This window comes from Nonomuraea sp. NPDC005692 (assembly GCF_040631115.1).
GTDB lineage: Bacteria > Actinomycetota > Actinomycetes > Streptosporangiales > Streptosporangiaceae > Nonomuraea.
On the sequence record NZ_JBEXYU010000027.1, the window covers coordinates 16,563 to 40,594 of the forward strand.

Genomic DNA, 24,032 nt, shown 5'->3' on the forward strand with positions numbered 1-24,032 from the left:
CTCCTAACTCTCCACCGGGTCTTGACATCGCAGGCAGGCTCTCTGCGGTCACTTTTCTCCTGAATCGTTCCACTAGATGCCTTATGGGCGATGAACTGGACTTTCAGGCGAACTCTACTGTTAGTCAGCATGCCCGCAAGTTCCGGTTGGTCCGTTATCAGGTATTACGGTGGTCGTCGCCGGGACAGGTGACATACTGCGTCGGGCGCTCCTGTCACCCTTCCATGACGCCCTACGAGGATCGGTAGTGAACCATCCCGACCCCCTGCTCGACGCCCCGCGCCCCTGGGCCGCCCACATCTGGTGGATCGCCCTGGCCGTCGGCGCGGCCGGCTTCGCCTTCGTCTGGCTGGCCACCCCGCACGCCCGCGAGATCGACGCCGCCTGGCAGCTCGCCGCCAAGCTGCTCGCCTTCGCCTGCCTGTGCTGCGCGATCGCGTTCTTCCCGTGGGTGTCGCAGCGCCTGCACTGGTTGTTGTACGTGCCGTTCGTGTTCCTGACCGGCTACCTCATCCCGAGGATCAGCTGGTTCTACTACGGCGACGGCGCGCGGGCCCGGGGCGACGACTTCTACACGCATCTGTACCTGCTGCTCTACCCGGGGATCGTGCTGACGGTCGCCGCCGCGTACCGGATCGGGGGCGGCTCGCCGGGCCGCTGCCTGAAGATCATGGCCAGCGGGGTGCTGATCGTGTTCTCGGGCTTCCTCGACGTGATGTGGCAGGTGGTCAACCCGGTCGAGATCCCCGACCGGATCGACGCCCCGCACATCAACCTGTTCACCGGCGGGCCGATCCCGTTCTGGGGGGCGGTCGTGTTCACGTTGGCGCACGTCCCGGTCGTCGCCGGGATCAACCTGCTGCCCCTGGACCGCTGGATCGGGCGCCTGACCGGGGCCGGCACCGACACGGACGCCACCCGGAGGAGGTGACCCCTTGCCGAACAGGCCGGCCGTCGACGTCTCCGTGGCGGCACCCGCGTACAACGAGGCGGACAACATCGCGGCGGCGGTGACGGAATGGCGGGAGTACCTGGAGCGCCACCCGGGGGTGGCCACGTGGGAGATCGTCGTGTGCGACGACGGCAGCTCCGACGCGACCGGGCGCATCCTGCGCGAGCTGCGGCAGGACTGCCCGCAGCTCGTCGTCGTCGCCTTCGCGCGCAACCGGGGCGCGGGGGCCGCCATCGCCGCGGCCGTCGCGCGCACCCGGCTGGACTGGGTGGTGCTGCTCGACTCCGACGGCCAGTTCCCGATCGCCAACCTCGACGCGTTCCTGGAGCGCATCGGGGACGGCGGCGGGCCCGCCTTCTCGGGGGCGCGGGTCAGGAAGGCCGACAGCCTGCCGTACCGGTGGGGGTCGGCGGCCAGCGGCGCGGTCAGCAACCTGCTGCACCGCACCCGCTACCGCGACTTCAACTCGATCTTCAAGGTGGTGCGCGGCCCGCTGTTCAGGGCGCTGCCGCTGGAGTCGGCGGGGATGAACTGCTCCACCGAGATCACCGCCCGGGTGGCCGAGCTGGGGCACGTGTGGGAGGAGCTGCCGATCGAGCACCGGGAGCGGGGCGGCGGCAGCCGGGGCTGGCGGTTCTGGCGGGGGGCCCGCGACCGGGCGCTGTTCGTCGGCTACCTCGGGCTGCGCCGCTGGTTGCTGCGCCGGGGCGTGCTGCGGGCGCCGCTCGCGCCGTTCCAGCAGGGCCGCTCCTCGCTGGAGGAGGTGCGATGAGGACGGTGTCGGTGGCCCTGTTCGGCGGCGGGCGCGGCGGCGCCGGCATCGCCCGCGCGCTGCTGCGCACCCCGGGGACGAGCCTGTCGCTGCTGGTCAACGGGTACGACAACGGCCTGTCCACGGGCGCGCTGCGCCGCTGGCTGCCGGGCATGCTGGGCCCGTCCGACTTCCGCAAGAACCTGCTGCTGCACCTCGACCCCGGCGACCCGCGCCACACGCTGCTGGAACGCCGGCTCCCGCCCGGCACCACCCCGGCCGGCCTGGACGAGCTGATCGACGACGTCGCCGCGGCGGGCCCGGCGGGGGCGGCGCGGGAGCTGCGGGTCGTCGCGGACCGCCTGGCCGCCCGGCCCGGCGGGCTCGACCTGGCCGACTGCGCGCTGGGCAACCTGGTGTTCGCCGGGGCGTACCTGCGGCTGGGCGAGGACTTCAACGCGGCCGTACGGGCCTGCGCAAGCACGTTCGGCTCGCCGGTGCGGCTGCTGAACGTGACCGGCGGCGAGAACGCGTTCCTCGTCGCGCTCAAGCAGGACGGCCGGGTGCTGGCCGACGAGGCCGACATCGTCGCGCCGCAGGACGGCGTGGCCATCACCGGGCTGTTCCTGCTGCCCGAGCCGCTGTCGGCGGCCGACCGGGCCGCGCTGGCGGGCCACCCGGCCGAGCGGGTGCGCGAGCTGCTGGCACGGCGGTCCGCCGAGGTCACGCCGAACCCGGAGGCGCTGCGGGCGCTGGGCGGGGCCGACCTGATCGTGTACGGCCCCGGCACCCCCCACTCCTCGCTGCTGCCCAGCTACCTGACCCCGGGCCTGGCCGAGGCCGTGTCCGGGAGCCGGGCCGCGGCCAGGGTGTTCGTCGTGAACGTCGGCGGCGACCACGACGTCCAGGGGCTGACGGCCACCGACCTGGTGGACCGCACGCTGGCCTACCTGGACGACCCGGGCAACGAGCGGGCCACGATCACGCACGTGCTCAGCGGCCGGGGCGCGGGCGCTCCCGCCGTGCCGGCCCGCGTGCTGAAGGGGGGTTCGTGGGCGGGGGCGCGCTGGATCAGCGCCGACCTGGAGGACCCGGCCCGGCCCGGCGCCCACCGCGGCCCGCGGACGGCCGAGGCGCTGCTCGCGGTGCTCGGCGAGGCGCCGCTGGCGCGGGCCGGGTGAGCCGGATGCTGCCCTGGACGGTCTGGCTGTGCGACCTCGACGGCACGCTGGTGGACTCGGCCCCGGCGCACGAGGCCGCCTTCCGCCACGCCCTGGCCGAGCACGCGCCCGGCGCGCTGGAGAGCTTCCGCTACGCCGACCACGCGGGTGCGAGCACCGCCGCGGTGGCCGCCCGGCTGACCGGCGACCCGGCGGCGGCCGGCCGGCTGGCGCGGCGGGCCGGGTCGCCTACCTGGTCACGGGCGGCAGCCAGGCCTCGGTGGAGCGGGTGCTGGCCGCGTGCCCGCTGCCGGTGCGCGACGTGCTGACCGCCGACGACGTGCCGGCGAGCAAGCCCGACGCGAGGTTCTACGCCGCGGCCTGCCGCCGCTGGGGCGTGCGCCCGGCCGCGGCCGTCGCGCTGGAGGACAGCGCGCACGGCGTGGCCTCGGCCGTCGGCGCCGGGCTGGCGACGCTGCACGTGCACACCGCCGACCCCGCGCCCGGCGCGGTCGCGGCCCCTGACCTGGACCACATCGTGTCCCTGCTGGAGAGGTGATCGGCGACGTGGATGAACGGCGGGTGTGCGCGGTGATCCCGGCCGCCGGACGCGGGACGCGGCTCGGCCACGACCTCCCGAAGATCATGATCAGCCTGGCCGACGGCGTCACCGTGTGGGACGTCCTGCACCGGCGGCTGCGCCCGGCGGCCGGGCACGTGCACGTCGTGGTGTCCCCGGCGGGCGCGGGCCCGTTCGGCGAGCTGGTGGCGGGGACGCCCGGGGTGTCGGTGAGCGTTCAGCAGCGGCCGACCGGGATGGGCGAGGCGATCTTCGGCGCGGCCGGGCACTGGGCCGGGTACGAGACGATCCTCGTGGTCTGGGGCGACCAGGCGAACCTGTCGGCGCGGACCGTGCGCCGGGTCGTCGCGGCCCATCCGGGCGAGGGGCTGACCCTGCCGCTGGTGCCGATGGACGACCCGTACGTGGAGTACGAGCTGGCCGGGAACGAGCTCGTGCGGGTGCGGCAGTCGCGCGAGGGCGAGGAGTGCCGGCCGGGCGGGCTCAGCGACATCGGGGTGTTCTGCCTGGCCACCGCGGGCCTGCCGGAGGCGTGGGAGCGGTACGCGGCGGGCGCGGCGCGCGGCGCGGCCACCGGCGAGGTGAACTTCCTGCCGTTCCTGGCGCATCTGTCGCGGGCCGAGGGCCGGCCGGTGACGGTCGTGCCGGTGACCGACCCGGCCGAGGCGCGCGGCGTCAACACCGCCGACGACCTGGAGTTCGCCCGGCGGGCGTACGCGCGGTGCAGGGGCTGAGGGGCCGCGCGGCGGGCCTGGTCCGGGGGCACCGGTGGGCGGCGGGCCCGACGCTGGTGAGCACGGCGGCCAGCGGCATCGCGGCGGCCACCACGCTGGTCGTCGCGCGCGGGGCGGGGGCGAGCGCGTTCGGCCGGTTCACGGTGGTGTTGTCGATCGCGCTGATCGTCACCGTGGTCATGCTGACGAGCCTGCACTACGTCGTGCTCCAGGAACTGCCGAGGGCCGCGCCGGGCGAGCGTCCGGCGCTGGTCACGACGGCGCTGGCGGCGACGCTGGCGATGAGCGCCGGGCTGGCCGCGCTGGGCCTGCTGGCTGCCCCGCTGCTCACGCGCGCACTGAACGTGGACGTCCCCGCGCTGGCCCACGGGCTGGCGCTGGCGGTGTCGATGACGGTCAACCAGCTCGCGGACGGGTTCCTGCGCGGGCTCGGCCGGTTCGCCCTGGTGGCCCGGCTCAAGCTGGCGGTCGCGGTCGCCTACCTGGGCGCCGCCTGCTTCTGCCTGCTGGTGCTGGGGATCAGGGACGCCGAGCCGTACCTGGTCGCGCTGATCGTGACGAACGCGGCGTTCGCGGTGGTGGCGACCGCGGGGGCCGGGGTGCGGCTCCGGGCGTTCTCGGCGCGGCTGGCCCGCTCGCTCTACCGGCACGGCGCGTACGTGACGGCCGTCGCCGCGCTGACCGGCCTGCTGTTCGGCGTGGACGTGCTCTACCTCAACCACTGGGCGGCCCCGGCCGACGTCGGCGTGTACGCGGTCTACAACGGCTTCCCCAAACGGCTGCTCGGCGTGGTGTTCACCGACGGCGTGCTGCTGGTGCTGCTGCCCGCGATGGCGACCGCCGACAAACCGGTGCTGATGCGGCGGATCGCCCGGCTGGCCCCGGCCGTGGCGGGGGTGACGGCGGTCTTCTCCTTCGCCGCGAGCACGGTGTTCTTCCTGCTGATGGGCGGCGGGTACCCGTACTCGACCGGGCTGATGACGCTGTCGGCGCTGGGCATCGGGGCGCACACGGCGTTCAACCTGTACTCGGTGGCGCTGTCCATGGACGGGGTGCGCGGCGCCCGCGTGCTGATCGGCTGCCTGCTCGCGAGTGCGCCGGTCGCGCTCGCCGTGCCGGCCTGGTGCGTCCGGTGGCACGGGGTGGCCGGCGGGCTGGCCGGGTTCGCGCTGGTCAACCTCCTCCTGCTGGCCGTCGTGGCCGTGACGGCCGCGCGCGTCTACCTCAAGGACCTGTCATGAGAATCGCCTGCGTCGTCAACCAGTTCCCGCCCAACGTCACGGCGGGGCTCGGCCGCTACGTCGAGCTGATCACCCCCTGGCTCGCCCGCGACCACGAGCTCACCGTCCACACGCTCAACGTCGGCGGCCTGCCCGTGGACGAGCGCGTGGACGGCGTCACCGTGCACCGGCCGCGCGTCCGGCTGCCCGGCGCCCGGCGGCGGCTCAACCGCACCCGCCGCGCCGAGTTCCTGCTGCTGGCCGCGCAGGTCGTGGTCAGCGACTGGCGGTACGTGCGGCGGCTGCGCCGCGGCGGGCGGCCGGACCTGGTCGCGGTGCACGACTCGACGAACTTCCTGGCCGTCCTGCTCTGCCACCACCTGCTGCGGCTGCCGGTGGTCCTGCACGTGCACACCACCGAGTACGGCGTGGCGGCGCAGCGCAGCATCCGCGACCCGCTGAACCTGTTCGCGGCGCTGGAACGCCGTCTGGCCCGGATCTCGCGGCGGGTGGTGGTGGCCACGCCCGAGGTGCGCGAGCAGCTTCTCGCCGCGGGGTGGCGGCGTACGCCCATCGACGTGGTGCCGCTCGGCGGCACGTACGAGCGGGTCGTCGCCGATCCGGCCTTCGACCGGGACGCGCTGCGGCGGGGCGCGGCGGCGCTGCGGCGGCGGCTGGGGCTGTCCGAGCGGGACAGGGTGCTGCTGTTCGTCGGCAGGATCGAACGCCAGAAGGGTGTCTACCAGCTGCTGGAGGCGATGCGCGCGGCGTCGGCCGCGGTGCCGGGGCTGCGGCTGCTGATCGTCGGCGAGGGGGACGACGTGGGCGTCCGGCGCATCGTGGCCGCGACCGGGCTGCGCGGGCGGGTGCTCACCTCGGGCCGGTTCGTCACGGGCCGCGAGCTGCTGGAGTACTACGAGCTGGCCGACGCCTGCGTCTTCCCCTCACTGTTCGAGCCGTTCGGGCTGGTCGCGACCGAGGCGATGGCGCTGGGACGGGCGACGGTCCTGGGCGACGGCTTCTCGCGGATCTTCCTCGGGGACGACCCGGCACGGCCCGCGGCGCGGTTCGTCCGGGCCGCCGAGCCGGCCGACATCGCGCGCGGGATCATCGACGTCATGACGGACGAGGCGCTGCGGCGGTCGCTGGGCGAGCGCGGCGAGCGGTTCGTCCGCGAGAGCCTGAGCTGGGAGCGCGCGGCGGCGGCGACGGCCGCGGTCTACCGGGCGGCGCTCAAGCCGCCCGCCTCCTGAGGGTCAGGCCGGGCCGCCCCGCAGGACGCGCAGGGAGCCGACGGCCAGGCCGGTGACCAGCACCACGTGGACGGCCAGGTGCACGGCCATGAAGTAGGCGGTGAAGGCCGGGCCGCGCTGCCGGTGGACGAACCGCAGCAGCTCCGGATCGGCCACCACGAACCACCCGACCAGCACGACGGGCACCGCGAACAGCGCCGGCGCGAACAGGCCGAGCGGCAGGCAGGCCAGCGCCAGCGCGCAGGCGAGGATCCCGGCCCGGCTGTTGGCGTTCTCCGGCTTGGCCGCGCCCCGCCTGGCCGTGGCCAGCGCGAGCGGGATGAGCGGCAGCGCCCGCCGCCACTGCTCCGACAGCACGGGCAGGAACCGGTGGCCCTCGTCGTGCCGGCCGGCGACGGCGTCGGTCAGCACGATCCGGGTGTGGACGGCCAGGCGGCTGCTGTACTCGACGTCCTCGCAGTCGCGCAGGCTCTCGTCGAGCCGGCCGGCCCGGGTCAGCGCCTCGCGGCGGATGGCGGCCAGGGCGAACACGACGCTGTTGACCTCGCCCAGGTGCCGGCGCCGCCAGTGGACCTGGTGCAGCAGCCGGTACCACTCGACCGGGCCGTCGTCGATCAGCGGCTCGGTGTCGTAGACGCCGTGCACGCAGCCGACGCCCGGATCGGCCTCCAGGATCGCGAGGGCGCCCGCGACCGCGTCGGGCCGCAGCGCCACGTCGCTGTCCAGGAAGAAGATCACCTCGCCGGTCGTGTGCTCGACGCCGGCGTTCCTGGCCGCCGACACGCCACGGTTGACGGGCAGGCGCACGACCCGGCAGCCCAGCTCCTCGGCGATGGCCGCCGAGCCGTCGGAGCCGGCGTCGTCGACGACCACGATCTCGTCGGGCAGGCGGGTCTGGACCAGCACCGACTCCAGGCACAGGCGCAGGGTCCTGGCCGCGTTGTAGCACGGCACGATCAGCGAGACCGTCGTCACGAGCGTTGCCCTCCGGCGAGTTCCCCGGTCGCGGTCACCACGGCCCGCGGCCCTGCTCCATGATCCCGCACGGACCCCCGCCTCAGCCAGTCAGGATCCCGCCGAGCACGTCGTCCAGGGTGACGACGCCGAGCACCCGCCCGGACTCGTCGGTGACGGCGGCGAGCTGGGCGCGGCGGGCGCGCATGACGGCCAGCACCTGGGCCAGGGTGGCGGTGGCGGGCACCTGCGGCAGGGCGCGCACAGGTAGCGGCTCGCGGGCGCCGTGGCCGTTCAGCGCGTCCAGGACGTGCAGGTAGCCGCGCAGCTCGGCGGGGTCGGCGCCGTGCACGGGGAAGCGGGAGTGGCCGTGGCGGCCGGCGTACCGTTGCAGGCCCGCGCTGTCGATGGTCTCGGGCACGCTGACGACCTCGCTCATCGGCACCATCACCGAGCCGACCGGGCGGGCGTGCAGGGCGAGGGTGGCGATCAGGCGGTCGCGTTCGTCCTGGCGGAGCAGGCGGTGGCGGCGCGACTCCTCGATGAGCACGGGCAGCTCGCCGGAGGTGTAGACCGTACGGACCTCCTCGGCGGACGGGACGCGCAGCAGCCGCAGCACCACCCCCGCCATGGCCTTGACCAGCGTCAGCACCGGCCGGGTCGCCCTGGCCAGCACGAACAGCGGCGGCACCAGCCACAGCGCGGCCACGTCGGGCGCCGACAGCGCCAGGTTCTTCGGCACCATCTCGCCGATGATCACGTGCGCGGCGACCACCAGCAGCAGGGCCAGCGCGAAGGCGATCGGATGGACCAGCCGCTCGGGCAGCCCCGCGCCGGCCAGCAGCGGCCCGACCGCCCCGGCCACCACCGGCTCCCCGGCCGCGCCGAGCACGAGCGAGGCCAGCGTCACGCCCAGCTGCGCCGCCGCCAGCATGGTGGGGACGGCGTTCATGGCGGCGAGCACGGCCTGCGCCCGCCGCGACCCCTCGCGCGCCCGCGGCTCGATCAGGGTGCGGCGGGCGGAGATGAGCGCGAACTCCGCGCCCACGAAGAAGCCGTTCACGGCCAGCAGCAGCACGATGACCAGCCCTTGGGCGAGGCTCACCGGCGCTCCCCCGCCCGGTCCGGGGCGGTCAGCGTGACCTGCTCGATCCGGCGTCCCCGCATGGTCTCCACCCGCAGGACCCACCCGCGCACCGCCACCTCGTCGCCCGGGTCCGGGATGCGGCCGAGCGCGGCCAGCACCAGCCCGGCGAGCGTCTCGTAGGGGCCCTGCGGCATGCGGAAGCCGGTGCGCTCCTCGACCTCGTCGGCGCGCAGCAGGGCCGGCAGGCCCACGGAGGCGCCCGGCGCGAGCAGCACGGGCGAGGGCTCGTCGGACTGCTCCTCGGGCAGGTCGTACTCGTCGGCGATGTCGCCGATCAGCTCCTCCACCAGGTCCTCGACGGTGACGACGCCGGCCAGGCCGCCGTACTCGTCGATCACGACGGCCATCTCGGCGCGGGCGGAGGCCAGGCGCTCCTGCACGACCTCCAGCCGCAGCGTCTCGGGCACCTGGAGGGCGGGCCTGGCGATCGCGGCCACCGGGGTCGTGTCGCGTTCGGACGGGGGCACCGCGCAGGCGCCGGGGACGCTGGCGATGCCGAGGATGTCGTCGCGTTCCGCGCCGCAGACCGGGATGCGCAGGTGGCGGCGGCTCCTGGCCAGCTTGAGGAACTCGGTGACGCTGGTGGTGCCGGGGACGGTCACGCAGTCGGTACGCGGTGTCATGGCCTCGGCCGCGGTCTTGCCGCCGAAGCGCAGCGCCCGCTGGAGCATGGCGGCGGTACTGGGCTGGAGCACGCCGGCCTCGGCCGACAGGCGCACCAGGAGGCCCAGTTCCTCGGGCGAGCGGGCGGAGGCCAGCTCCTCCTGCGGCTCGGCGCCGAGCCATCGGACGATCGCGTCGGCCACCGCGTTGCACAGCCGGATCAGCGGCCCGAACGCCGCCGAGAACGCCCGCTGCGGCGGCGTCGCCAGCCGGGCCACCGCGAGCGGCCTGGACAGGGCGGCGTTCTTGGGCACCAGCTCGCCCAGCACCATCTGCGCCACGGTGGACAGCGCGATCGCCAGCACCACCGGCACGACCGGGACGCCACCGAGCAGCGGGTCGAGCAGGTCGGCGATGGCCGGCTCGGCCACGACGCCGAGCAGCAGCGAGGTGACGGTGATGCCGAGCTGGGCGCCCGACAGGTGGAACGACAGCCGTTGCACCGCGGCCTCGACGCCCTGGGCGCCCCGGTCGCCGTCCTCGGCGAGCTGGCGGACCTGGCCGCGTTCGACGGTGACGAGGGAGAACTCGGCCGCGACGAAGATGCCGTTGGCCAGGATCAGGGCCAGGGCCGCGAGCAGGTAGACGGCGTCGAGGAGCACGTCAGCCCGGGCCCTCGGGTAACGCTCCGGGCAGGGCCGCGGGCGGGCGCGGAAGGTCCGCGGCGGGCCGTCGGCCGTACTCAGACTCCACGGGCGAAAGCTAGCATCCGGCTCGGGCGTGCGGAAGTCATGACGAACCGCCAGTGATCAGACGTTGCCCAGCACGCGCGTCACCTGGATCTCCAGCACCACCCTGGACGGGTTGGGCCGGGGCGGCTTGTAGCGGGCGGTGTACCGGCGTTCGGCGTCGGCGACCTGCTCGGGCTCGGTGCGCACCACGGCCCGCCCCTCCAGGGTGGACCAGCGGCGGCCGTCGACCTGGCACAGCGACACCGCGGCGCCGTCCGCGCCGATCAGCCGGGCCTTGTGGGAGGAGCCGGAGGTGATCACGCGGGCGGTCGCGGTGTCCAGGTCGAGGGTCGCGCCGACGGGCACGACGTGCGGCGGGCCGCCGTCGCGGGCGGTGGCGAGCGTGCACAGGTGCCGCTCCTGCCAGAACGCGGCGAACGCCTCGCCCAGCTCGGCCAGGTCCACGATCCTCCTCGGGCTGTCGGGCGCCTCGTCGGGCTTCCGGGCGAGCGACATCGTATATCGCCCGGTGAAGGGGGCGGCTCAGGAGGGCGGGCCCTGGCGGGCGTGCGAGGTGTAGATCCCGACCTCGTCGGGACGGATCAGGCCGTCCTGGATGGCGCAGATGAGCAGTTTCTCCTTGGTCGGCGCGGGCCGGCCGGCCGCCGCATACTTGACCCTGGCCCGGTCGATGTACTGGCGCACGGTGCGTTCCTTGATGCCCATGCGGGCCGCGACCGACGCCTTCGACATCGACTGGAACCAGAACAGCAGCGCCGCCCGCTCCTTGTCCGACAGCTGGGGACGGTGGGGGCCCTCGTCCGTGGCGATGGCCTGGGCCATGGGCAGCGTCACGGACGGCCGGTCGGCGGCCACCTCCATGATCGTCTCCAGGCAGGACTCCCGGGTGGCGCGCCCCTTGCCGATGAACGCCGACGCGCCCGCGTCCAGCACCGCCCGGACGATCTCGGGCTCCTCGTGCTCGGAGAAGACGATCACCCGCTGGCCGCCCGCGCACAGGCCGCCCACCCGGTCGGCGACCATCGTGCCGTTGAGGTTGAGGTCGAGCAGCAGCACGTCGGCGGCCACGCCGCGGACCGACTCGATCGTGGGCCCCTGGGCGACCAGCTCGACGCCGCTGCCCGGCCCGAACCAGGAGCGCACGCCGTCAACGACCACCTGGTGGTCCTCGACCAGGGCGACCGTCACGGGCGCTGCCAGATGCTGTTGACCCATACCTCCCCTCCCTGGCGCTGGTAGGTGACCACGACCCCGCTGGGCTCGCGCACCGGGGTGGGGCTGACCGGCAGGTCGTCGTTGTCGGCGACGACGGCCACGCTCACCATGGCCGACATCGCCGACACGGTGACCCTGGCCCGCGAGCGGGCGCCGTCCAGCGCCAGGACGGGCGCCCTGAGCAGATCCTCCCGCACGCCCTCGGGCAGCGCGGGCAGGTTCTCGCCGAACGGCGGCGCGGTCACCAGCACCTGGCGCCGCTCGGCCGCGTCGATGCGCTCGCGCAGCGCGGCCACCAGCGCGTCCGGGACGTCCTCGCGCTCGGTGATCAGGCGGCGCAGCCGCATGGCGCCGGCCGTGCAGTCCTCGCGGACGCGCGGGTCGCCGGGGTCGGCGCCGTCGGCCAGCTGCTGGAGCAGCGACTCGGCCACGTCCCTGATGGCGGCGTACCTGCGGATGCGGTCGGCGTGGATGCTCCTGGCCGACTCCCGCCAGGCGTCGTCGGCGGCGAGCCTGCGGGCCAGCAGCACGGCGTCCTCGGCGCGGGCGCGCAGCAGGGCGCAGCCGGCCGTGTAGCCGAGCTGCATGGTGACGCCGCCGACGATGACCACCAGGTACTTCGCGACCGAGACCCGGTCGAGCGCCCCGGCCACGGCCATCGCGGCCAGCATGACGGCGGCGTTGACGGCCAGGAAGGCGCCCAGCTCCGCCCGCCAGCGCGGCCGGTTCCAGGCCAGCATGACGCCCAGCCAGCCGACCGACCCCCATCCCCAGTCGCTGATGCCGAGCAGGTCCTGCGGGCGGCAGGCCACGATCACCGCGACGTCGGCGGCCAGCGCCGCGACCGCCAGGCCGAGGATGCGGTCGGGGCCGCGCGAGGTGCGCGCGAGCGACAGGCCCGCGATCACACCGACCGCCGTGTAGACGACCCAGGCGGCCGCGGCGAGCAGCGGCCAGCGGAAGGAGCTCCAGCCGGTGACGGTGACGGTGAGGTCGTAGCCGGTGTGCCAGAAGCCGGCGATGACGGCCGCGCCGAGCGCGGTGTAGCGGGCGTAGCGCTGGGCGACCTGCTCGATGTCGTCGGTCACGGCCGCCACCACATGCTCACCCGCGTGCCGGTGTCGCCGGAGGAGATCCGGGCGCCGCCGCCGCGCAGCTCGTTCATCGTGTCGAGGATCGAGCCGCGCACGCCGAACCGGTCGGGCGGCAGGCGGTCCTGGTCGAAGCCGTGGCCCTTGTCGGCGACCTCCACCCGGACCTCGCCGTCGTGCCCGCTGGAGACCAGGACGGCCTCGGCCACGCCGGCGTGCAGCGCGACGTTGGCCAGGGCCTCGGTGACGGCGCGGGCGAAGTGCTCGGCGACGTCGCCGGGGACGGTCTGCGGGATCAGGCGGCGGCGCACGTCCAGGCCGGGCACGCGGCCGGCCACCTCGTCGAGCAGGGCGTCCAGGGCGATGAGGGCGGTCTCGGGGCGTGGCCGGTCGCGCAGCTTCTCCAGCGCGGCCAGGTCGGTGCCCACCTGGGAGCGCAGGGTGGGCGACGGCTCGTCGTAGGTGCCGAGGCCGACCATGGTCAGGGTGTGCAGGGCGGTCTCGTGGATGCTGGCGACCTGGCGCAGCTCGTCCTCGCGGCGCAGGCGTTCGACCATGAGGGCGATCTCGGCCCGCGCGCTCTCGCGCAGGAACGCGTCGGCGGAGGCGGCCGAGCGGCGCAGCAGCGTCATCAGCATCACGATCGCCAGCAGCTGGACGAGGTGGATGCCCAGCGTGCCGGCCACGTCCTGGGACGGCGCCGCGAGCCGCACCCCCGCCAGGTACGCCCCCGCCACGGCCAGCCCGGCCGGCACGGCGATCCGGGGCCGCCAGGTCACCCCGATGACGACGATCGTCATGGTGACCAGCCCCGCGATCCAGCTCGACCCGGCGTCGAACGCCCGGACGGGCACGAGGTGGCGCTGGGCCAGGCAGGCCGCCACGGTGGTCGCCGCGTCACCGGCCACCAGCCAGTGCGGCAGCGGCTCCTCGCGGCGCAGCCGGCGCAGGTACAGCCCGGTCCACACCAGACCGGCCGCCAGCGCGGGCGCCAGCCAGGCGGCCGAGACCGGCGGGACCGCGCCGAGGCCGGCCGCGACCACCGACACCAGGCCGACGGCCCCGCGCGCGCCCGCGGCGGTACGCGCGACGGCCTTGTCGAGCTGCCGGGTCGCGGAGTCGTACCTCGTGTCGTGTCTCGGGTCGGGCCTCTTGCCGAGACCCGTGGAGCCGGGGAGAGCCATGTGCGATCCGCCCGCGAAGAGGGCACAGGACGGGTCTCACAATATCGACTTCGAACAGGCTTGTTCCCGTCATGACGGTCGGCTGTTTCCATGGCTCTTCCTCGGGGGGCCGGCGGCTCTCCGGTGCGCGTGCGCCGCCCTGCCTCACTGTGGGTCGCGCGGGCCCTGGGCGGCATGACGGCTGATCGGCCGTCGTGCCGCCACGACGGCCGATCAGCCGTCAGTCGCATTCCAGGCAAGAGGGATGTACTGGACGCGTGTCGTCGCGCGCGACGGGAGGGACGATCATGACTGTTTTCTCGATCTCGATTCTGCTCGGCTGCCTCTCGGTGATGGCGGTCCGCGGCCGCCGGGGGGACTGGCCGCCCGGCATGCCGGCGACGCGGCCCCGGCTGGTGACCGCGGGCGGCACGTACGACGGCTCGCACGGCCACCCCTCCGACGCCTACGTCGTCCAGGAGCGGCTGATCGCGCTGGCCGACGGGCAGGGCGGCACGGAGGTCGCGCACACGGCGGCCGCGCTGGCCCTGGGCGCCGTGGTCGCCGCCCGCCCGCAGCACTCCGCCCGGCGGGAGGAGGACATGGACGAGTGCGCCCAGTCCGCCCATCGGGCCGTGCGGCGGGCCGCGTTGCGCACGCCGTCCAGACCGGCGCTGGTCACGACGATGGACCTGCTGGTGCTCGTCCCCGGGGAGACGCCGTGCCTGCGGTTCGTCCACGTGGGCAACGGCGCGATCTGGCACTGCGCCAAGGGCGGCAAGCCGCGCCGGCTCACCACGTCGCACTCCTTCGACGACGGCCCGCTGCTGCGCGGGATCGGGCTGGCCTCCACGCTGAACCCCGAGGTCGGCACCGTGCCGCTGCGGCCGGGTGACCGCGTGGCGGTGGTCACCGACGGCGTGCTCAAGGCGCTGGGCGAGCACCGGCTGACCGAGCTGCTCGCCGTCGGCCCGTCCCCGGCCGCCTGCCTGGACCGGCTGTACGACGAGGTGGCCGCCGCGGCGCCCAAGGACGACGCCACGATGGTGGTCGCCGACTTCGTCACCGCCTGACCTCCGGCCGCCTGTGGAACGTGCCACCCGACACGAAGGCGGGGGCCGGGTGGCACGGGAGGCGCACCGGGGCGTCAGGCCAGGCGCTGGAAGAGGCCGTACACGAACAGCGCACGGCGGGGCGTGCCCTCGCAGGCGAAGTCGACCGCCCAGTGGTGCGGGGCCGATCCCTCGCCCTGGAAGCTCACCGGGAAGCTCGCGCCGACGTCGGCCACGACGCATCCCCACGGGGTCAGGTCGGCGGCCGACAGCCGCCGGTCGCCGCCGGGCCGCACGAACCACAGGTTCCACAGCTCGCCGCCGGGGCCGGTCAGCGCCTCGAACTCCAGCTCCGGCCAGGACGGCAGCCGCCAGCGGGCCACGTCGCAGGTCAGGCTGCCGAACGGGGTCGCGCCCGTGTACGCGGGCGGGCCGAGCGCCATCCGCAGCGCGGCCCGGCCCTTGGGCGCCACCGGGGAGTGGGCCAGCCGGGTCCAGTGGGTGTGCGCGGCGCGCAGCTCGGCGCGGGAGGCGTCCAGGTCGGCCAGCGCCTGTTCCACGCGTCGCGGGTTGAGGTCGCGCATGCGGTGCATCAGGGCCAGCTCGAACTGGCGTACGCCGAATCGCATGGCCCCCAGCCTGCCAGGCGTCGTGACCTGCGTATGCTCCCCGTCATGAACAAACGGGGGCAGATCACCCTCCGCGAGCTGCTCGCCTTCGACGAGGGCGGCGTCCTGCGGCTGCTGCTCGCGCCGTCGGGGCAGGACGTGCACGTGTCCGGGATGATCATCGGCGACGAGGGGCCCGCCCGCTCGTACGCCGGCCGGATCGTGCTCGCGGCCGGGCTGTTCCACTCCACCGGCGCGGCCACCGCCTCCATCCGCGAGGCGGCGCGGCGCGGCGCCGCGGCGGTGGTCGTGCGGGCGGGCGAGGACCTGGCCGACGACGCGCTCGACGCGGCCGAGCAGGTCGGCATCGCCCTGCTGGCCCGTGCCGAATGGGCCGACTGGGACGACGTGGCGACCCTGCTGCGCTCGGCCGCCGCCTACGGCGAGGCGGGACGCGGCGACCGGATGGCCGAGGCCACGGCGGGCGGCGGGCTGGCCGCGCTGGCGTCGGTGGTCGCCGAGTTCACCGGCGGCTCGATCACCATCGAGGACACCCAGTTCCGCGTGCTGGCGCACTCGGCCACCGGGCCGGAGGCCGACGAGCTGCGCCGCTCCACCATCCTGGGCGGCCGGGTGCCCGACTGGCGGGTGGACGAGCTGCGGCGCAGCGGCCTGCTGCGCACCCTGTGGTCCTCCGGCGAGGTGATCCACCGGCCCGCCGACGGCGACACCCCGGAGCGGCTGATCATCGCCATCCGGAGCGGGCGGGAGATGCTGGGCTCGATCTGGGCCGCCGCCGACGGCCGCCGCCTGTCGCCCAACGCGGCCAGCGCGCTGAGCCGGGCCGCGGAGGTGGCGGTGCCGTACCTGGTGCAGCACCGGCTGCGGGAGAGCGGCGCGCGGCTGCGCGAGGAGCACGCGCTGCGCGGGCTGCTGGGCGGCGAGGGCGACATGAGCACCCACGCCTGGACGCTGGGCCTGCCGCCCGACCTGCGCTGCGCCGTGGTGATCGCCGAGACCGGCCCCGACGCGGCGGGCGAGGGCGCGGCGGCCCGGGGCCCGGCCGGCGAGCGGGTGCTGGAGGTGCTCGCGCTGCACGCCGCCTCCTACCGGACCGGGGTGCGGGTGCTGCGGGAGACCGGGCGGGTGCTGGCCCTGGTGCCGGTGCGCGGCGGCGACGAGCGGGACGTGCTCGGGCTGGCCCGCGAGCTGGACGGGCTGGCCGCCTCGACGCCGGGCGCCGCCGCGGTGCTGGTGGGGGCGGGGTCGGTGGCCGCCTCGCCGCTGGTCGCGGCGGGCTCTCGGGAGGAGGCCGACCTGGTCGTACGGGTCCTGCGCGCCCGCGACGCGGGCCCCCGCCACGCCCTGGCGGCCGACCTCGGCCCCGCCCTGGACGTGCTGCGCGTCCTGGACGCCGTCCGCCCGGTGTGGGAACGCGGCAGCGGCCCGGTGTACGACCTGGTCCACGCCGACCTGGCGGCGGGCGGCGAGCTGGTGCGCTCGATCGCCGCCTACCTCGACGCCGCCGGGGACGTCGGCCGCGCCGCCCGCCGGCTGGTCCTGCACCCGAACACCCTGCGCTACCGGCTGCGCCGGGTCCGCGAGCGCTTCGGCGTCGACCTCGACGACCCCGACACCCGGCTGCTGCTCACCCTCGCCGTCCGCCTGGCCGCCTGACCTGGGGCTCCGGATTTTCCTTGGCCGGGTGGACAAAGCCGTAGGCGGGCTTTGTCCACCCGGCTGAAGACTTGGCCTGCGGTCATGGCCGAATCTCGTCTGGCCCCCTCCGAAACTCCCTCTTTCCCGATGCATCCAGGAGCCTTGGACGTGATCCAGAGCAGTGCCACGCTCGCGCCCGCCCCTGCCCGCGGCACCACCGCCGAACGCGCCGCCCACGTGCTGCGCCACGCCGTACGCGCCGGTGCGCTCGGCCCCGGCGAGCCGGTCGCCGGCTTCGTCGACACCGCCGGCGTGCGGGACTCGGTCAGGGCGTTGCACGAGGCGTTCGGCGAGGTTCCGGACGTGCTGCACACCTTCGCCGCCAAAGCCGCGTCCCTGATCCCCGTCCTGCGGCTGCTCGCCGCCTCGGGCATGGGGTGCGAGGTCGCCAGCCCCGGCGAGCTGCGGATCGCGCTGGACGCCGGGTTCGCGCCGGGCACGATCGTCTTCGACTCCCCCGCCAAGACCCGCGAGGAGCTGCGCCAGGCCCTCTCGCTGGGCATCGCGGTCAACGCCGACAGCCTGGACGAGCTGCGCCGCATCGACGAGCTGCGCGCGCCGGACTCCTCCTCGGTGCTGGGACTGCGGGTGAACCCGCAGGTCGGCACCGGCACGATCGGCGCGATGAGCACCGCGACCGCCACCTCCAAGTTCGGCGTCGCGCTGCGCGACCCGGGGGCCCGCGAGGCCGTCTTCCGCGCCTTCGCCGAACGGCCCTGGCTGACCCGGCTGCACGCGCACGTCGGCTCCCAGGGCTGCCCGCTGGAGCTGATCGCGGCGGGCATCGCCGAGACCTACCGGCTGGCCGAGGAGATCAACGCGACGCTCGGGGTCCGGCAGATCACCAGCATCGACATCGGCGGCGGCCTGCCGGTGAACTTCGACGGCGACGAGGTGGCCCCCACCTACGCCGACTACGTCGCCACGCTGCGCGCGGCCGTCCCCGGGCTGTTCGACGGCCGGTACGCGCTGGTCACCGAGTTCGGCCGGTCGCTGCTGGCCAAGAACGGCTTCGTCGCGGCGCTGGTGGAGTACACCAAGGACGCGGGCGGGCGGCGGGTGGCGATCACCCACGCGGGCGCGCAGGTCGCCACCCGCACGGTGCTCATGCCGGACGCCTGGCCGCTGCGGGTCGGCGCGTACGGCCCGGCGGGCGACCCCAAGGACGGCCCCCTGCTCGCCCAGGACGTCGCGGGCCCGTGCTGCTTCGCCGGTGACGTGGTCGCGCACGCCAGGGAGCTGCCGGAGCTGGCCGAGGGCGACATCGTCGTGCTGCACGACACCGGCGCCTACTACTTCTCCACCCCGTGGGCCTACAACAGCCTGCCCTATCCGGCGGTGCACGGCTTCACCGTCACGGCGGACGGCGACGTCCGGCTGAGCGAGGTGCGCCCGGCGCAGACCCTGGACGAGATCGCCGCGGCCAGCGGGCTGGCGCAGGCCGACGCGCTGACCGGCCTCCTGGCGGCCATCGCCTGACGCCCGCCGTCCCAACTATGGCGGTATGTCCTGGTTTGTGCGGATTGTTTTCGCGGGTGAGGGTATGTCTACCAGCGAGTATGGAGTTCTCGCTCCATTTCGGGGGAACCTTCCGGGCCGTTGCCCGGGAGGCGCGACAGGCGGCTCTCCGCCTTGAGGGCCGCCGGATCCGGGGGAACCCACATGCGCAAGACGCTCACCGGCCTGGGGATGGCATTCTGCTTGGCGCTGGCCCCGGCCGCCACCGCTGTGGCGGACACGCCCGTCGTCCAGAGCCAGGCGACGCCGAGCCCGCAACCGACCGAGACCAGATACGACGAGGGCGGCGGCAACGGCGGGCTGTGGGGCCTGCTGGGGCTGCTCGGACTGCTGGGACTCGCGGGCCTGCGCAAGGGCCGCAACCCGGTGGGGACGGCTGAGCACATGACCACCCGTCCCACAGGCACCACAGGTACCACCGGGACCACCGGCACCACGACAGGGACCACGACGGGGACCACCGCCAACCCCAGCCGTCCGCAGCGTCCGTAGGAAGGACGCGGGCGGTGCCCGGCGACGCTCCGGCGCGCCGGGCACCGCGCTGCCCGCCCCCCGGACGCAGCCGGTGCGGTGAGCCTCAGGCGGGGCAGGTGGCGATGACGGCGGTGGCGTCCAGTTCCGCCGAGAGCGTGGCCCGCGCCGGGAGCCCCGCGGCCACGGCGGCCCGGACGGTGGCCGCGGCCTGCCGTTCGCTGGTCTCCACCAGCAGGTGCCCGCCCGGCGCGAGCCAGCCGGACGCCCCCGCGATCACCCGCCGCACCACGTCGAGCCCGTCGCCGCCGCCGTCGAGCGCCGTCAGCGGCTCGTGCAGGCGGGCCTCGGGCGGCAGCAGGCCGACCGACTCGGTGGGCACGTAGGGCGGGCTGGCGATCAGGATGCCGACGCGGCCGCGTAGCGAGCCGGGGAGGGCGTCGTACAGGTCGCCCTGGTGGACGTGGCCGCCGGGCAGGTTGAGCCGGGCGCAGCGCACGGCGGCGGGGTCGAGGTCGGCCGCGTGCACCTCGGTCTCCTCCCCCAGCGCCGCCGCGACCGCGGCGCCCATCGCGCCCGAGCCGCAGCACAGGTCGAGGACGACGGGCGGACGGCCGGCCCGGCGGGCCAGCGCGACGGCCTGACGGATGAGGAACTCGGTGCGCGGACGCGGCACGAACACGCCGGGCTCGACGGCGATGCGCAGACCGCAGAACCGCGCCCAGCCCAGGACGTGCTCAAGAGGCAGACCGCCGGCCCGCCGCTCGACCATCGCGGCCAGCTCGGCGGGGGTACGGGCGGTGGAGACCAGCAACTCGGCCTCGTCCTCGGCGAAGACGCAGCCGGCGGCGCGCAGCCGGGCGACGACGGCGGACACGGGGATCGAAGAGGGGGACATGGGGAGCCTTTCGGGATGCCGATGGGCGCTCCCCGCGGTCACCCGACCCCGGCGGGCCGGACGAGTGCCGGAAGGGAGCCCCAGCCTGACGAAGCGGGAATGGGTCTCACCTCCTACGGACGATCTCGGCCAGAGAACCGTCACAGTACCAGAGCCGATCCGGCCCGACGCGGGCGGCCACCGGGGATCTCCCCCGGTCACGCGCCCGCCGCCATGCGGATGATCATGTAGTAAAATGTCCGGGAGCTCGGCCGCGGAGATCGTCCCGGCGAGCACGAGGCGGCCCGCGGGAGCCGCGCGAGAGATCCCGCCGATCACACGACACAGACGAAGCGCACACCACTACGGTGTGCGCTTTTTGTCGTGCCAGAAAGCCGGACCGCAGTGAGAGGAACCAGGCACGCATGCCGCACCACGACGACGACAACAAGATCAGCCTGCCCAGGCAGTTCGCCCGCACCCGGCGGTTCACCCTGGGCGCCCCCTCGGCCTTCACCGTCTCGGCGGACGGCTCAATCGTGCTGTTCCTGCGCAGCCGCGCCGGCGACGACCCGGTCACCTGCCTCTGGGCCCTGGACGCCGCCTCCGGCGAGGAGCGGCTGCTCGCCGACCCCGCCGCGCTGACCGGCGGCGGCACCCAGGGGATCGGCTCCTACGCCACGGACGACGCGGCCGGCCTGGCGGTGTTCACCCTGGCGGGCGCGCTGTGGGCGGTGGACGTCCCGACCGGCGCGGCCCGTACGCTCCCGGCGCTCGGCACGGCCCGCGACCCGCGGCCCGACCCGGCCGGGCGGCTGGTCGCCTACCTCTCCGGCGGCGCGCTGCGGGTGATCGGCGCGGACGGCGCCGGCGACCGCGCCGTGGCCGAGCCCGACGGGCCGGACGTGCGGTTCGGCGTCGCCGAGTACGCCGCGTCCGCCTCGATAGGCCGCTCCCGCGGCTACTGGTGGTCCCCCGACGGCGCCCGCCTGCTGACGGCCCGGGTGGACGAGGCCCGCGTCGCGCTCTGGCACGTGGGCGACCCCGCCGAGCCCGCGCGTCCGCCCCGGGCCGTGCGCTACCCGGCGGCCGGCACCGCCAACGCCGACGTCACCCTCTGGATCGCCGGGGTGGACGGCGGGGTGGACGGCGGGGTGGACGGCGGGGTGGACGGCGGGCGCGTCGAGGTCGCCTGGGACCGGGCCGCCTTCGAGTACGTGACGGCCGCCGGCTGGGACGCCCACGGCCCGTACCTCTCGGTGCAGAGCAGGGACCAGCGGACGGTCCGGGTGCTGGCCGCCGACCCGGACTCCGGCCGCACGCGGCTGCTGGCCGAGCAGCACGATCCGTACTGGGTGCAGCTCGTCCCGGGCACGCCCGCCCGTACGGGTTCCGGCCGCCTGGTCGCCCACGCCGACCTGGACGGCACGCGGCGGCTCACCGTCGGCGGCGTCCCGGTCACGCCGCCCGGCCTGCACCTGGAGGCGGTTCTCGGCGTGGACGGCGAGGGCGTGCTCTTCACCGCCTCCGACGACCCCGCGCAGACCCATCTGTGGCTGCACACCCCAGAGGCGGGCGCCCGCCGGCTCAGCGTCGCACCGGGGGTACACGGCGGCATCCGGCGCGCGGGCACCCTCGTCCACGTCATCCGCACCGCCGAACACCCCGGCGAGCGCGTCCGCGTGGAACGTGCGCCGGCCGGGGCGGCGTCCCCGTCGACGCGCGGCGGGGTCGAGGTGGCGTCGGTGGCGGAGCGGCCGGTGCTGGCGCTGCGCCGGCTGTCGCTCGTCACCACCGGCCGCGAACTGCGCAGCCACCTGCACCTGCCCTCCTGGCACCGTCCCGGCGACCCGGCGCTGCCGGTCCTGCTGGACCCGTACGCCGGGCCGGCCGGGCGCCGGGTCACCGACGAGCAGGCGGCGATGATGTTCGTCTCGCAGTGGTTCGCCGAGCAGGGCTTCGCCGTCCTGGTCACCGACGGGGCCGGCACGCCGGGCCGCGGCCCCGGCTGGGAGCGCGAGGTGCACGGCGACATGTTCGGCCCCGTGCTGGAGGACCAGGTGGCCGCCCTGCACGCGGTCGCCGCCCGGCACCCGGAGCTGGACCTGCGCCGGGTCGCGATGCGCGGCTGGTCGTTCGCGGGCACGCTGGCCGTCATGGCGGTGCTGCGCCGTCCCGACGTCTTCCACGCCGCCGTCGCCGGCGCCGGCACCAGCGAGCAGCGCCTGTACGACACCCACTGGCGGGAACGTTTCCTCGGCCACCCGGACCGCCACCCCGAACGCTACGACGCCTGCTCGACCCTGGTCGAGGCGCACACGCTGGCCCGGCCCCTGCAGCTCATCCACGGCCTGTCCGACGGCAACGTGTTCCCGGCGGGCACGCTGCGCCTGTCGTCCGCGCTGCTGGCCGCGGGACGCCCGCACGAGGTGCTGCCGCTGTCCGGCGCCTCCCACGCCCCCACCTCGGACGAGGACGTCTTCGAGGGCATGCTCCTCCTCCAGCTCGACTTCCTCCACCGCCACCTGAACCGGTAGCAGGCCCGGCCGTCCCCTCCCCTACGATGCCCACAAATCCAGAAATGGACGAGAAGGGCGACATGGGCGACCAATCTCGGCAGAACGGTCACGCCACGGGCAGGGGCGGGGCCGTCGCCCGTGCGATCACGGAGGTGTTCGCGCCGCAGTACGTCGCGGTCGCGATGCCACCGGTGACCGGCGCGGCCGGGCTCGGCGGGCCGGGACTGGCGTGGGGCCTGCTGGCGGCGGCGATGTGCGCGGGCGTCCCGGCGGCGGTGATCGCGGCCGGGGTCCGGCGCGGCCGTCTGGACTCGATCCATCTGGTCGAACGCGCCTCGCGCCGGGGCCCGATGCTGGTCGGTCTGGTCGCGGTGGTGGTTGGGCTGGCCGTGCTGGTGCTCGCGGGCGCGCCGCGGCTCGTGCTGGCGGGCACGGCGGTCGTGCTGGCCCACGTCCTGCCTCCGGTGCCCGTGGCGGTGTGCGGGACGGCCCTGGTCGTGGTGATCGCGTGGGCCCGGACCCGGGTCTCGCACCACACCGCGGCCCAGACCGTCGCCGGCGCCGTCACCGGTGGCGCGACCGCCGCCGCGACCCTGGCCGTCCTGCTGTAGCCGGCCGGAACCCGGGGACGGCGCGGACCGGCCGCGCCGCCCCCCAGCCCTTCGGTCACCGATCGCCCGCCTGCGTCAGGACGGGGTTCCGGTCCCGAGCAGGCCGGCGCCGAGACGGGTGACCTGGTGGATGACCATGTTGGCGTGCCGGGTGCTGGCGATCAGGCCGGCCCGGTGCAGCACCTGGGCATGGGCGCTGGCCGACGACAACGACGTGCCGGTACGGCGGGCCAGCTCGCTGGTGGTGCAGCCGGTGGTGGCGGCGACGCAGCGCAGGACGCGGGCCCGGTTCGCGCCGAGGAGGTCGGGCAGCGGGTCGCCGGGGCCCGGTTCCGGGGCGCGGCGCGGAGCCGGGAAGAGCAGCACGGGAGGCAACGTGGGATCGGCCAGCGCCACCGGGGTGAACCGGCAGAAGTAGGACGGGATCAGCGTCAGGCCGCGACCGCGGAGGTGGATCTCGTACCGGCCGGGGGCGTAGTCGATCTCCAGGACGGGCGCCCGCCAGCGGGTGCTCGGCGTGAGGGCGGAGAGCATGGCGTCCACGCCCTGGTCGGTGAGCAGGCGGGTGAGCCTGGCGCGTTCGCGGCCCAGCGCGCGTTCCATCGTGGCGCGGCAGGGGGCGAAGGTGACCTGGCAGTAGCGGCCCGCCAGGCGGGCCACGTGGCGGACGGCCCGCCGGTGCCCGCGGGCCAGGCCGTCGAGGCCGGCGGGCAGGGTGACGTGCCGGCGGAGCTGGTCGATCTCGTGCCGCACGCGGAGGGCCGGGGTGTCGGCCAGCGCCTCGACGCCGGTCGTCAGCCCCGACTGGGCCTCGTACGGGGTCAGGAAGTCCGGGAAGTAGGCCTTGATCGGCATCAGCGGGGCCAGCGTCTCGCGCACCGGCCGCAGCAGTCCCGATCCGGCCAGGTCGGCGCGCGCCCGCCGCCGCCAGGCCGCCATGTCGTCGCCCCCGCCGGGTCTCTGCAGCACGTGCAGGCTCATCGCCATCTCCCACAGCTCGTCGATGCGGGAGGCGATGCGCACCCGGGCCAGGTCCTCTCCGGTGAAGATGATCCTCAAGGTTCCCCTGGTCATGCCGGCAT

At 75.3% G+C, this 24,032-nt stretch carries 24 protein-coding genes; 14 read left to right on the forward strand and 10 right to left on the reverse strand.

Annotation, left to right across the window (positions count from 1 at the left end):
* Positions 1 to 247 precede the first annotated feature (247 nt).
* The 8 genes from ABZ459_RS38425 to ABZ459_RS38460 are packed head-to-tail and all read left to right on the forward strand — an operon-like array spanning position 248 to position 6,650.
* Positions 248 to 931 (forward strand): hypothetical protein, encoded by a 684-nt coding sequence (locus ABZ459_RS38425; RefSeq protein WP_357981347.1) that lies wholly within the window; start codon positions 248 to 250, stop codon positions 929 to 931.
* 4 nt (positions 932 to 935) lie between these two features.
* A complete protein-coding gene (locus ABZ459_RS38430) occupies positions 936 to 1,724 on the forward strand; it encodes a glycosyltransferase family 2 protein (protein ID WP_357981350.1) in 789 nt (262 codons plus the stop codon).
* Positions 1,721 to 2,884 carry a 2-phospho-L-lactate transferase CofD family protein gene (locus tag ABZ459_RS38435; protein ID WP_357981352.1) on the forward strand — a complete coding sequence of 388 codons (1,164 nt, stop codon included), beginning with the start codon at positions 1,721 to 1,723 and terminating at the stop codon, positions 2,882 to 2,884. The genes ABZ459_RS38430 and ABZ459_RS38435 overlap by 4 nt, the downstream gene beginning before the upstream one ends.
* 5 nt (positions 2,885 to 2,889) lie before the next feature.
* Positions 2,890 to 3,192, forward strand: a complete 303-nt coding sequence (locus ABZ459_RS38440; protein WP_357981355.1) for an HAD hydrolase-like protein — start codon at positions 2,890 to 2,892, stop codon at positions 3,190 to 3,192.
* Positions 3,144 to 3,422, forward strand: coding sequence for an HAD-IA family hydrolase (locus ABZ459_RS38445; protein ID WP_357981358.1), 279 nt, complete (start codon positions 3,144 to 3,146; stop codon positions 3,420 to 3,422). Before ABZ459_RS38440 ends, ABZ459_RS38445 begins: the two co-directional genes overlap by 49 nt.
* Positions 3,423 to 3,430: 8 nt before the next feature.
* Positions 3,431 to 4,177: an NTP transferase domain-containing protein gene (locus tag ABZ459_RS38450; RefSeq protein WP_357981361.1), complete on the forward strand. Its 747-nt coding sequence runs from the start codon at positions 3,431 to 3,433 to the stop codon at positions 4,175 to 4,177.
* Positions 4,165 to 5,418, forward strand: coding sequence for a hypothetical protein (locus tag ABZ459_RS38455; protein ID WP_357981364.1), 1,254 nt, complete (start codon positions 4,165 to 4,167; stop codon positions 5,416 to 5,418). The genes ABZ459_RS38450 and ABZ459_RS38455 overlap by 13 nt, the downstream gene beginning before the upstream one ends.
* Positions 5,415 to 6,650, forward strand: coding sequence for a glycosyltransferase family 4 protein (locus ABZ459_RS38460; RefSeq protein WP_357981367.1), 1,236 nt, complete (start codon positions 5,415 to 5,417; stop codon positions 6,648 to 6,650). The genes ABZ459_RS38455 and ABZ459_RS38460 overlap by 4 nt, the downstream gene beginning before the upstream one ends.
* A gap of 3 nt (positions 6,651 to 6,653) precedes the next feature.
* Here the strand turns inward: ABZ459_RS38460 and ABZ459_RS38465 are convergent, their stop codons facing one another.
* The 7 genes from ABZ459_RS38465 to ABZ459_RS38495 all read right to left on the reverse strand — a co-directional run bounded on the left by ABZ459_RS38465 (position 6,654) and on the right by ABZ459_RS38495 (position 13,596).
* Entirely contained in the window at positions 6,654 to 7,625 is a 972-nt protein-coding gene (locus tag ABZ459_RS38465) for a glycosyltransferase family 2 protein (RefSeq protein WP_357981370.1), read from the reverse strand.
* An 82-nt stretch (positions 7,626 to 7,707) separates the two neighbouring features.
* Positions 7,708 to 8,709: a hemolysin family protein gene (locus ABZ459_RS38470; RefSeq protein ID WP_357981373.1), complete on the reverse strand. Its 1,002-nt coding sequence runs from the start codon at positions 8,707 to 8,709 to the stop codon at positions 7,708 to 7,710.
* Positions 8,706 to 10,016: a hemolysin family protein gene (locus ABZ459_RS38475; protein ID WP_357981376.1), complete on the reverse strand. Its 1,311-nt coding sequence runs from the start codon at positions 10,014 to 10,016 to the stop codon at positions 8,706 to 8,708. The genes ABZ459_RS38470 and ABZ459_RS38475 overlap by 4 nt, the downstream gene beginning before the upstream one ends.
* Positions 10,017 to 10,163: 147 nt before the next feature.
* Positions 10,164 to 10,601, reverse strand: coding sequence for a pyridoxamine 5'-phosphate oxidase family protein (locus ABZ459_RS38480; RefSeq protein ID WP_357981379.1), 438 nt, complete (start codon positions 10,599 to 10,601; stop codon positions 10,164 to 10,166).
* A 27-nt stretch (positions 10,602 to 10,628) separates the two neighbouring features.
* Positions 10,629 to 11,321 (reverse strand): sigma factor-like helix-turn-helix DNA-binding protein, encoded by a 693-nt coding sequence (locus ABZ459_RS38485; protein ID WP_352354967.1) that lies wholly within the window; start codon positions 11,319 to 11,321, stop codon positions 10,629 to 10,631.
* Positions 11,291 to 12,409: a hypothetical protein gene (locus ABZ459_RS38490; RefSeq protein WP_357981382.1), complete on the reverse strand. Its 1,119-nt coding sequence runs from the start codon at positions 12,407 to 12,409 to the stop codon at positions 11,291 to 11,293. Before ABZ459_RS38490 ends, ABZ459_RS38485 begins: the two co-directional genes overlap by 31 nt.
* On the reverse strand, positions 12,406 to 13,596 hold the full coding sequence (locus ABZ459_RS38495) for a hypothetical protein (protein WP_357981385.1): 1,191 nt from the start codon (positions 13,594 to 13,596) through the stop codon (positions 12,406 to 12,408). The genes ABZ459_RS38490 and ABZ459_RS38495 overlap by 4 nt, the downstream gene beginning before the upstream one ends.
* 287 nt (positions 13,597 to 13,883) lie before the next feature.
* Between ABZ459_RS38495 and ABZ459_RS38500 the strand changes: the two genes are divergently transcribed.
* Positions 13,884 to 14,648, forward strand: coding sequence for a SpoIIE family protein phosphatase (locus tag ABZ459_RS38500; RefSeq protein WP_357981388.1), 765 nt, complete (start codon positions 13,884 to 13,886; stop codon positions 14,646 to 14,648).
* 74 nt (positions 14,649 to 14,722) lie between these two features.
* On the opposite strand, the gene ABZ459_RS38505 is transcribed toward ABZ459_RS38500, so the two are convergent.
* The gene (locus tag ABZ459_RS38505) at positions 14,723 to 15,256 is read right to left on the reverse strand and encodes a hypothetical protein (RefSeq protein ID WP_357981391.1); all 534 of its coding nucleotides are present in this window, start codon (positions 15,254 to 15,256) and stop codon (positions 14,723 to 14,725) included.
* Positions 15,257 to 15,301: 45 nt separating this feature from the next.
* Here ABZ459_RS38505 and ABZ459_RS38510 point away from each other — a divergent pair, with 45 nt between their 5' ends.
* The 3 genes from ABZ459_RS38510 (at position 15,302) to ABZ459_RS38520 (ending at position 18,964) form a co-directional block, all read left to right on the forward strand.
* Complete coding sequence (locus tag ABZ459_RS38510; protein WP_357981394.1) at positions 15,302 to 16,912, forward strand: helix-turn-helix domain-containing protein; 1,611 nt, start codon at positions 15,302 to 15,304, stop codon at positions 16,910 to 16,912.
* Positions 16,913 to 17,062: 150 nt separating this feature from the next.
* Positions 17,063 to 18,433, forward strand: coding sequence for a diaminopimelate decarboxylase (locus ABZ459_RS38515; RefSeq protein ID WP_357981397.1), 1,371 nt, complete (start codon positions 17,063 to 17,065; stop codon positions 18,431 to 18,433).
* Positions 18,434 to 18,616: 183 nt separating this feature from the next.
* Positions 18,617 to 18,964, forward strand: a complete 348-nt coding sequence (locus ABZ459_RS38520; RefSeq protein ID WP_357981400.1) for a WGxxGxxG family protein — start codon at positions 18,617 to 18,619, stop codon at positions 18,962 to 18,964.
* Between the two features lie 85 nt (positions 18,965 to 19,049).
* On the opposite strand, the gene ABZ459_RS38525 is transcribed toward ABZ459_RS38520, so the two are convergent.
* Positions 19,050 to 19,841 (reverse strand): putative protein N(5)-glutamine methyltransferase, encoded by a 792-nt coding sequence (locus ABZ459_RS38525; RefSeq protein ID WP_357981403.1) that lies wholly within the window; start codon positions 19,839 to 19,841, stop codon positions 19,050 to 19,052.
* A 404-nt stretch (positions 19,842 to 20,245) separates the two neighbouring features.
* Here ABZ459_RS38525 and ABZ459_RS38530 point away from each other — a divergent pair, with 404 nt between their 5' ends.
* Both ABZ459_RS38530 and ABZ459_RS38535 read left to right on the forward strand, forming a co-directional pair.
* Entirely contained in the window at positions 20,246 to 22,357 is a 2,112-nt protein-coding gene (locus ABZ459_RS38530) for a prolyl oligopeptidase family serine peptidase (RefSeq protein ID WP_357981406.1), read from the forward strand.
* Positions 22,358 to 22,419: 62 nt separating this feature from the next.
* Positions 22,420 to 22,950 carry a hypothetical protein gene (locus tag ABZ459_RS38535; RefSeq protein WP_357981409.1) on the forward strand — a complete coding sequence of 177 codons (531 nt, stop codon included), beginning with the start codon at positions 22,420 to 22,422 and terminating at the stop codon, positions 22,948 to 22,950.
* 75 nt (positions 22,951 to 23,025) lie between these two features.
* Here the strand turns inward: ABZ459_RS38535 and ABZ459_RS38540 are convergent, their stop codons facing one another.
* Positions 23,026 to 24,024, reverse strand: a complete 999-nt coding sequence (locus ABZ459_RS38540) for a helix-turn-helix domain-containing protein (protein WP_357981412.1) — start codon at positions 24,022 to 24,024, stop codon at positions 23,026 to 23,028.
* Positions 24,025 to 24,032: the final 8 nt, after the last annotated feature.

Coding starts and splice junctions, on each gene's coding strand:
- ABZ459_RS38460 (WP_357981367.1), top strand. CDS start 5,415: ATGAGAATCGCCTGCGTCGTCAACCAGTTCCCGCCCAACGTCACGGCG.
- ABZ459_RS38505 (WP_357981391.1), bottom strand. CDS start 15,256: ATGCGATTCGGCGTACGCCAGTTCGAGCTGGCCCTGATGCACCGCATG.
- ABZ459_RS38535 (WP_357981409.1), top strand. CDS start 22,420: ATGGGCGACCAATCTCGGCAGAACGGTCACGCCACGGGCAGGGGCGGG.
- ABZ459_RS38540 (WP_357981412.1), bottom strand. CDS start 24,024: ATGACCAGGGGAACCTTGAGGATCATCTTCACCGGAGAGGACCTGGCC.
- ABZ459_RS38435 (WP_357981352.1), top strand. CDS start 1,721: ATGAGGACGGTGTCGGTGGCCCTGTTCGGCGGCGGGCGCGGCGGCGCC.
- ABZ459_RS38520 (WP_357981400.1), top strand. CDS start 18,617: ATGCGCAAGACGCTCACCGGCCTGGGGATGGCATTCTGCTTGGCGCTG.
- ABZ459_RS38495 (WP_357981385.1), bottom strand. CDS start 13,596: ATGGCTCTCCCCGGCTCCACGGGTCTCGGCAAGAGGCCCGACCCGAGA.
- ABZ459_RS38510 (WP_357981394.1), top strand. CDS start 15,302: ATGAACAAACGGGGGCAGATCACCCTCCGCGAGCTGCTCGCCTTCGAC.
- ABZ459_RS38525 (WP_357981403.1), bottom strand. CDS start 19,841: ATGTCCCCCTCTTCGATCCCCGTGTCCGCCGTCGTCGCCCGGCTGCGC.
- ABZ459_RS38440 (WP_357981355.1), top strand. CDS start 2,890: ATGCTGCCCTGGACGGTCTGGCTGTGCGACCTCGACGGCACGCTGGTG.
- ABZ459_RS38530 (WP_357981406.1), top strand. CDS start 20,246: ATGCCGCACCACGACGACGACAACAAGATCAGCCTGCCCAGGCAGTTC.
- ABZ459_RS38480 (WP_357981379.1), bottom strand. CDS start 10,601: ATGTCGCTCGCCCGGAAGCCCGACGAGGCGCCCGACAGCCCGAGGAGG.
- ABZ459_RS38500 (WP_357981388.1), top strand. CDS start 13,884: ATGACTGTTTTCTCGATCTCGATTCTGCTCGGCTGCCTCTCGGTGATG.
- ABZ459_RS38485 (WP_352354967.1), bottom strand. CDS start 11,321: ATGGGTCAACAGCATCTGGCAGCGCCCGTGACGGTCGCCCTGGTCGAG.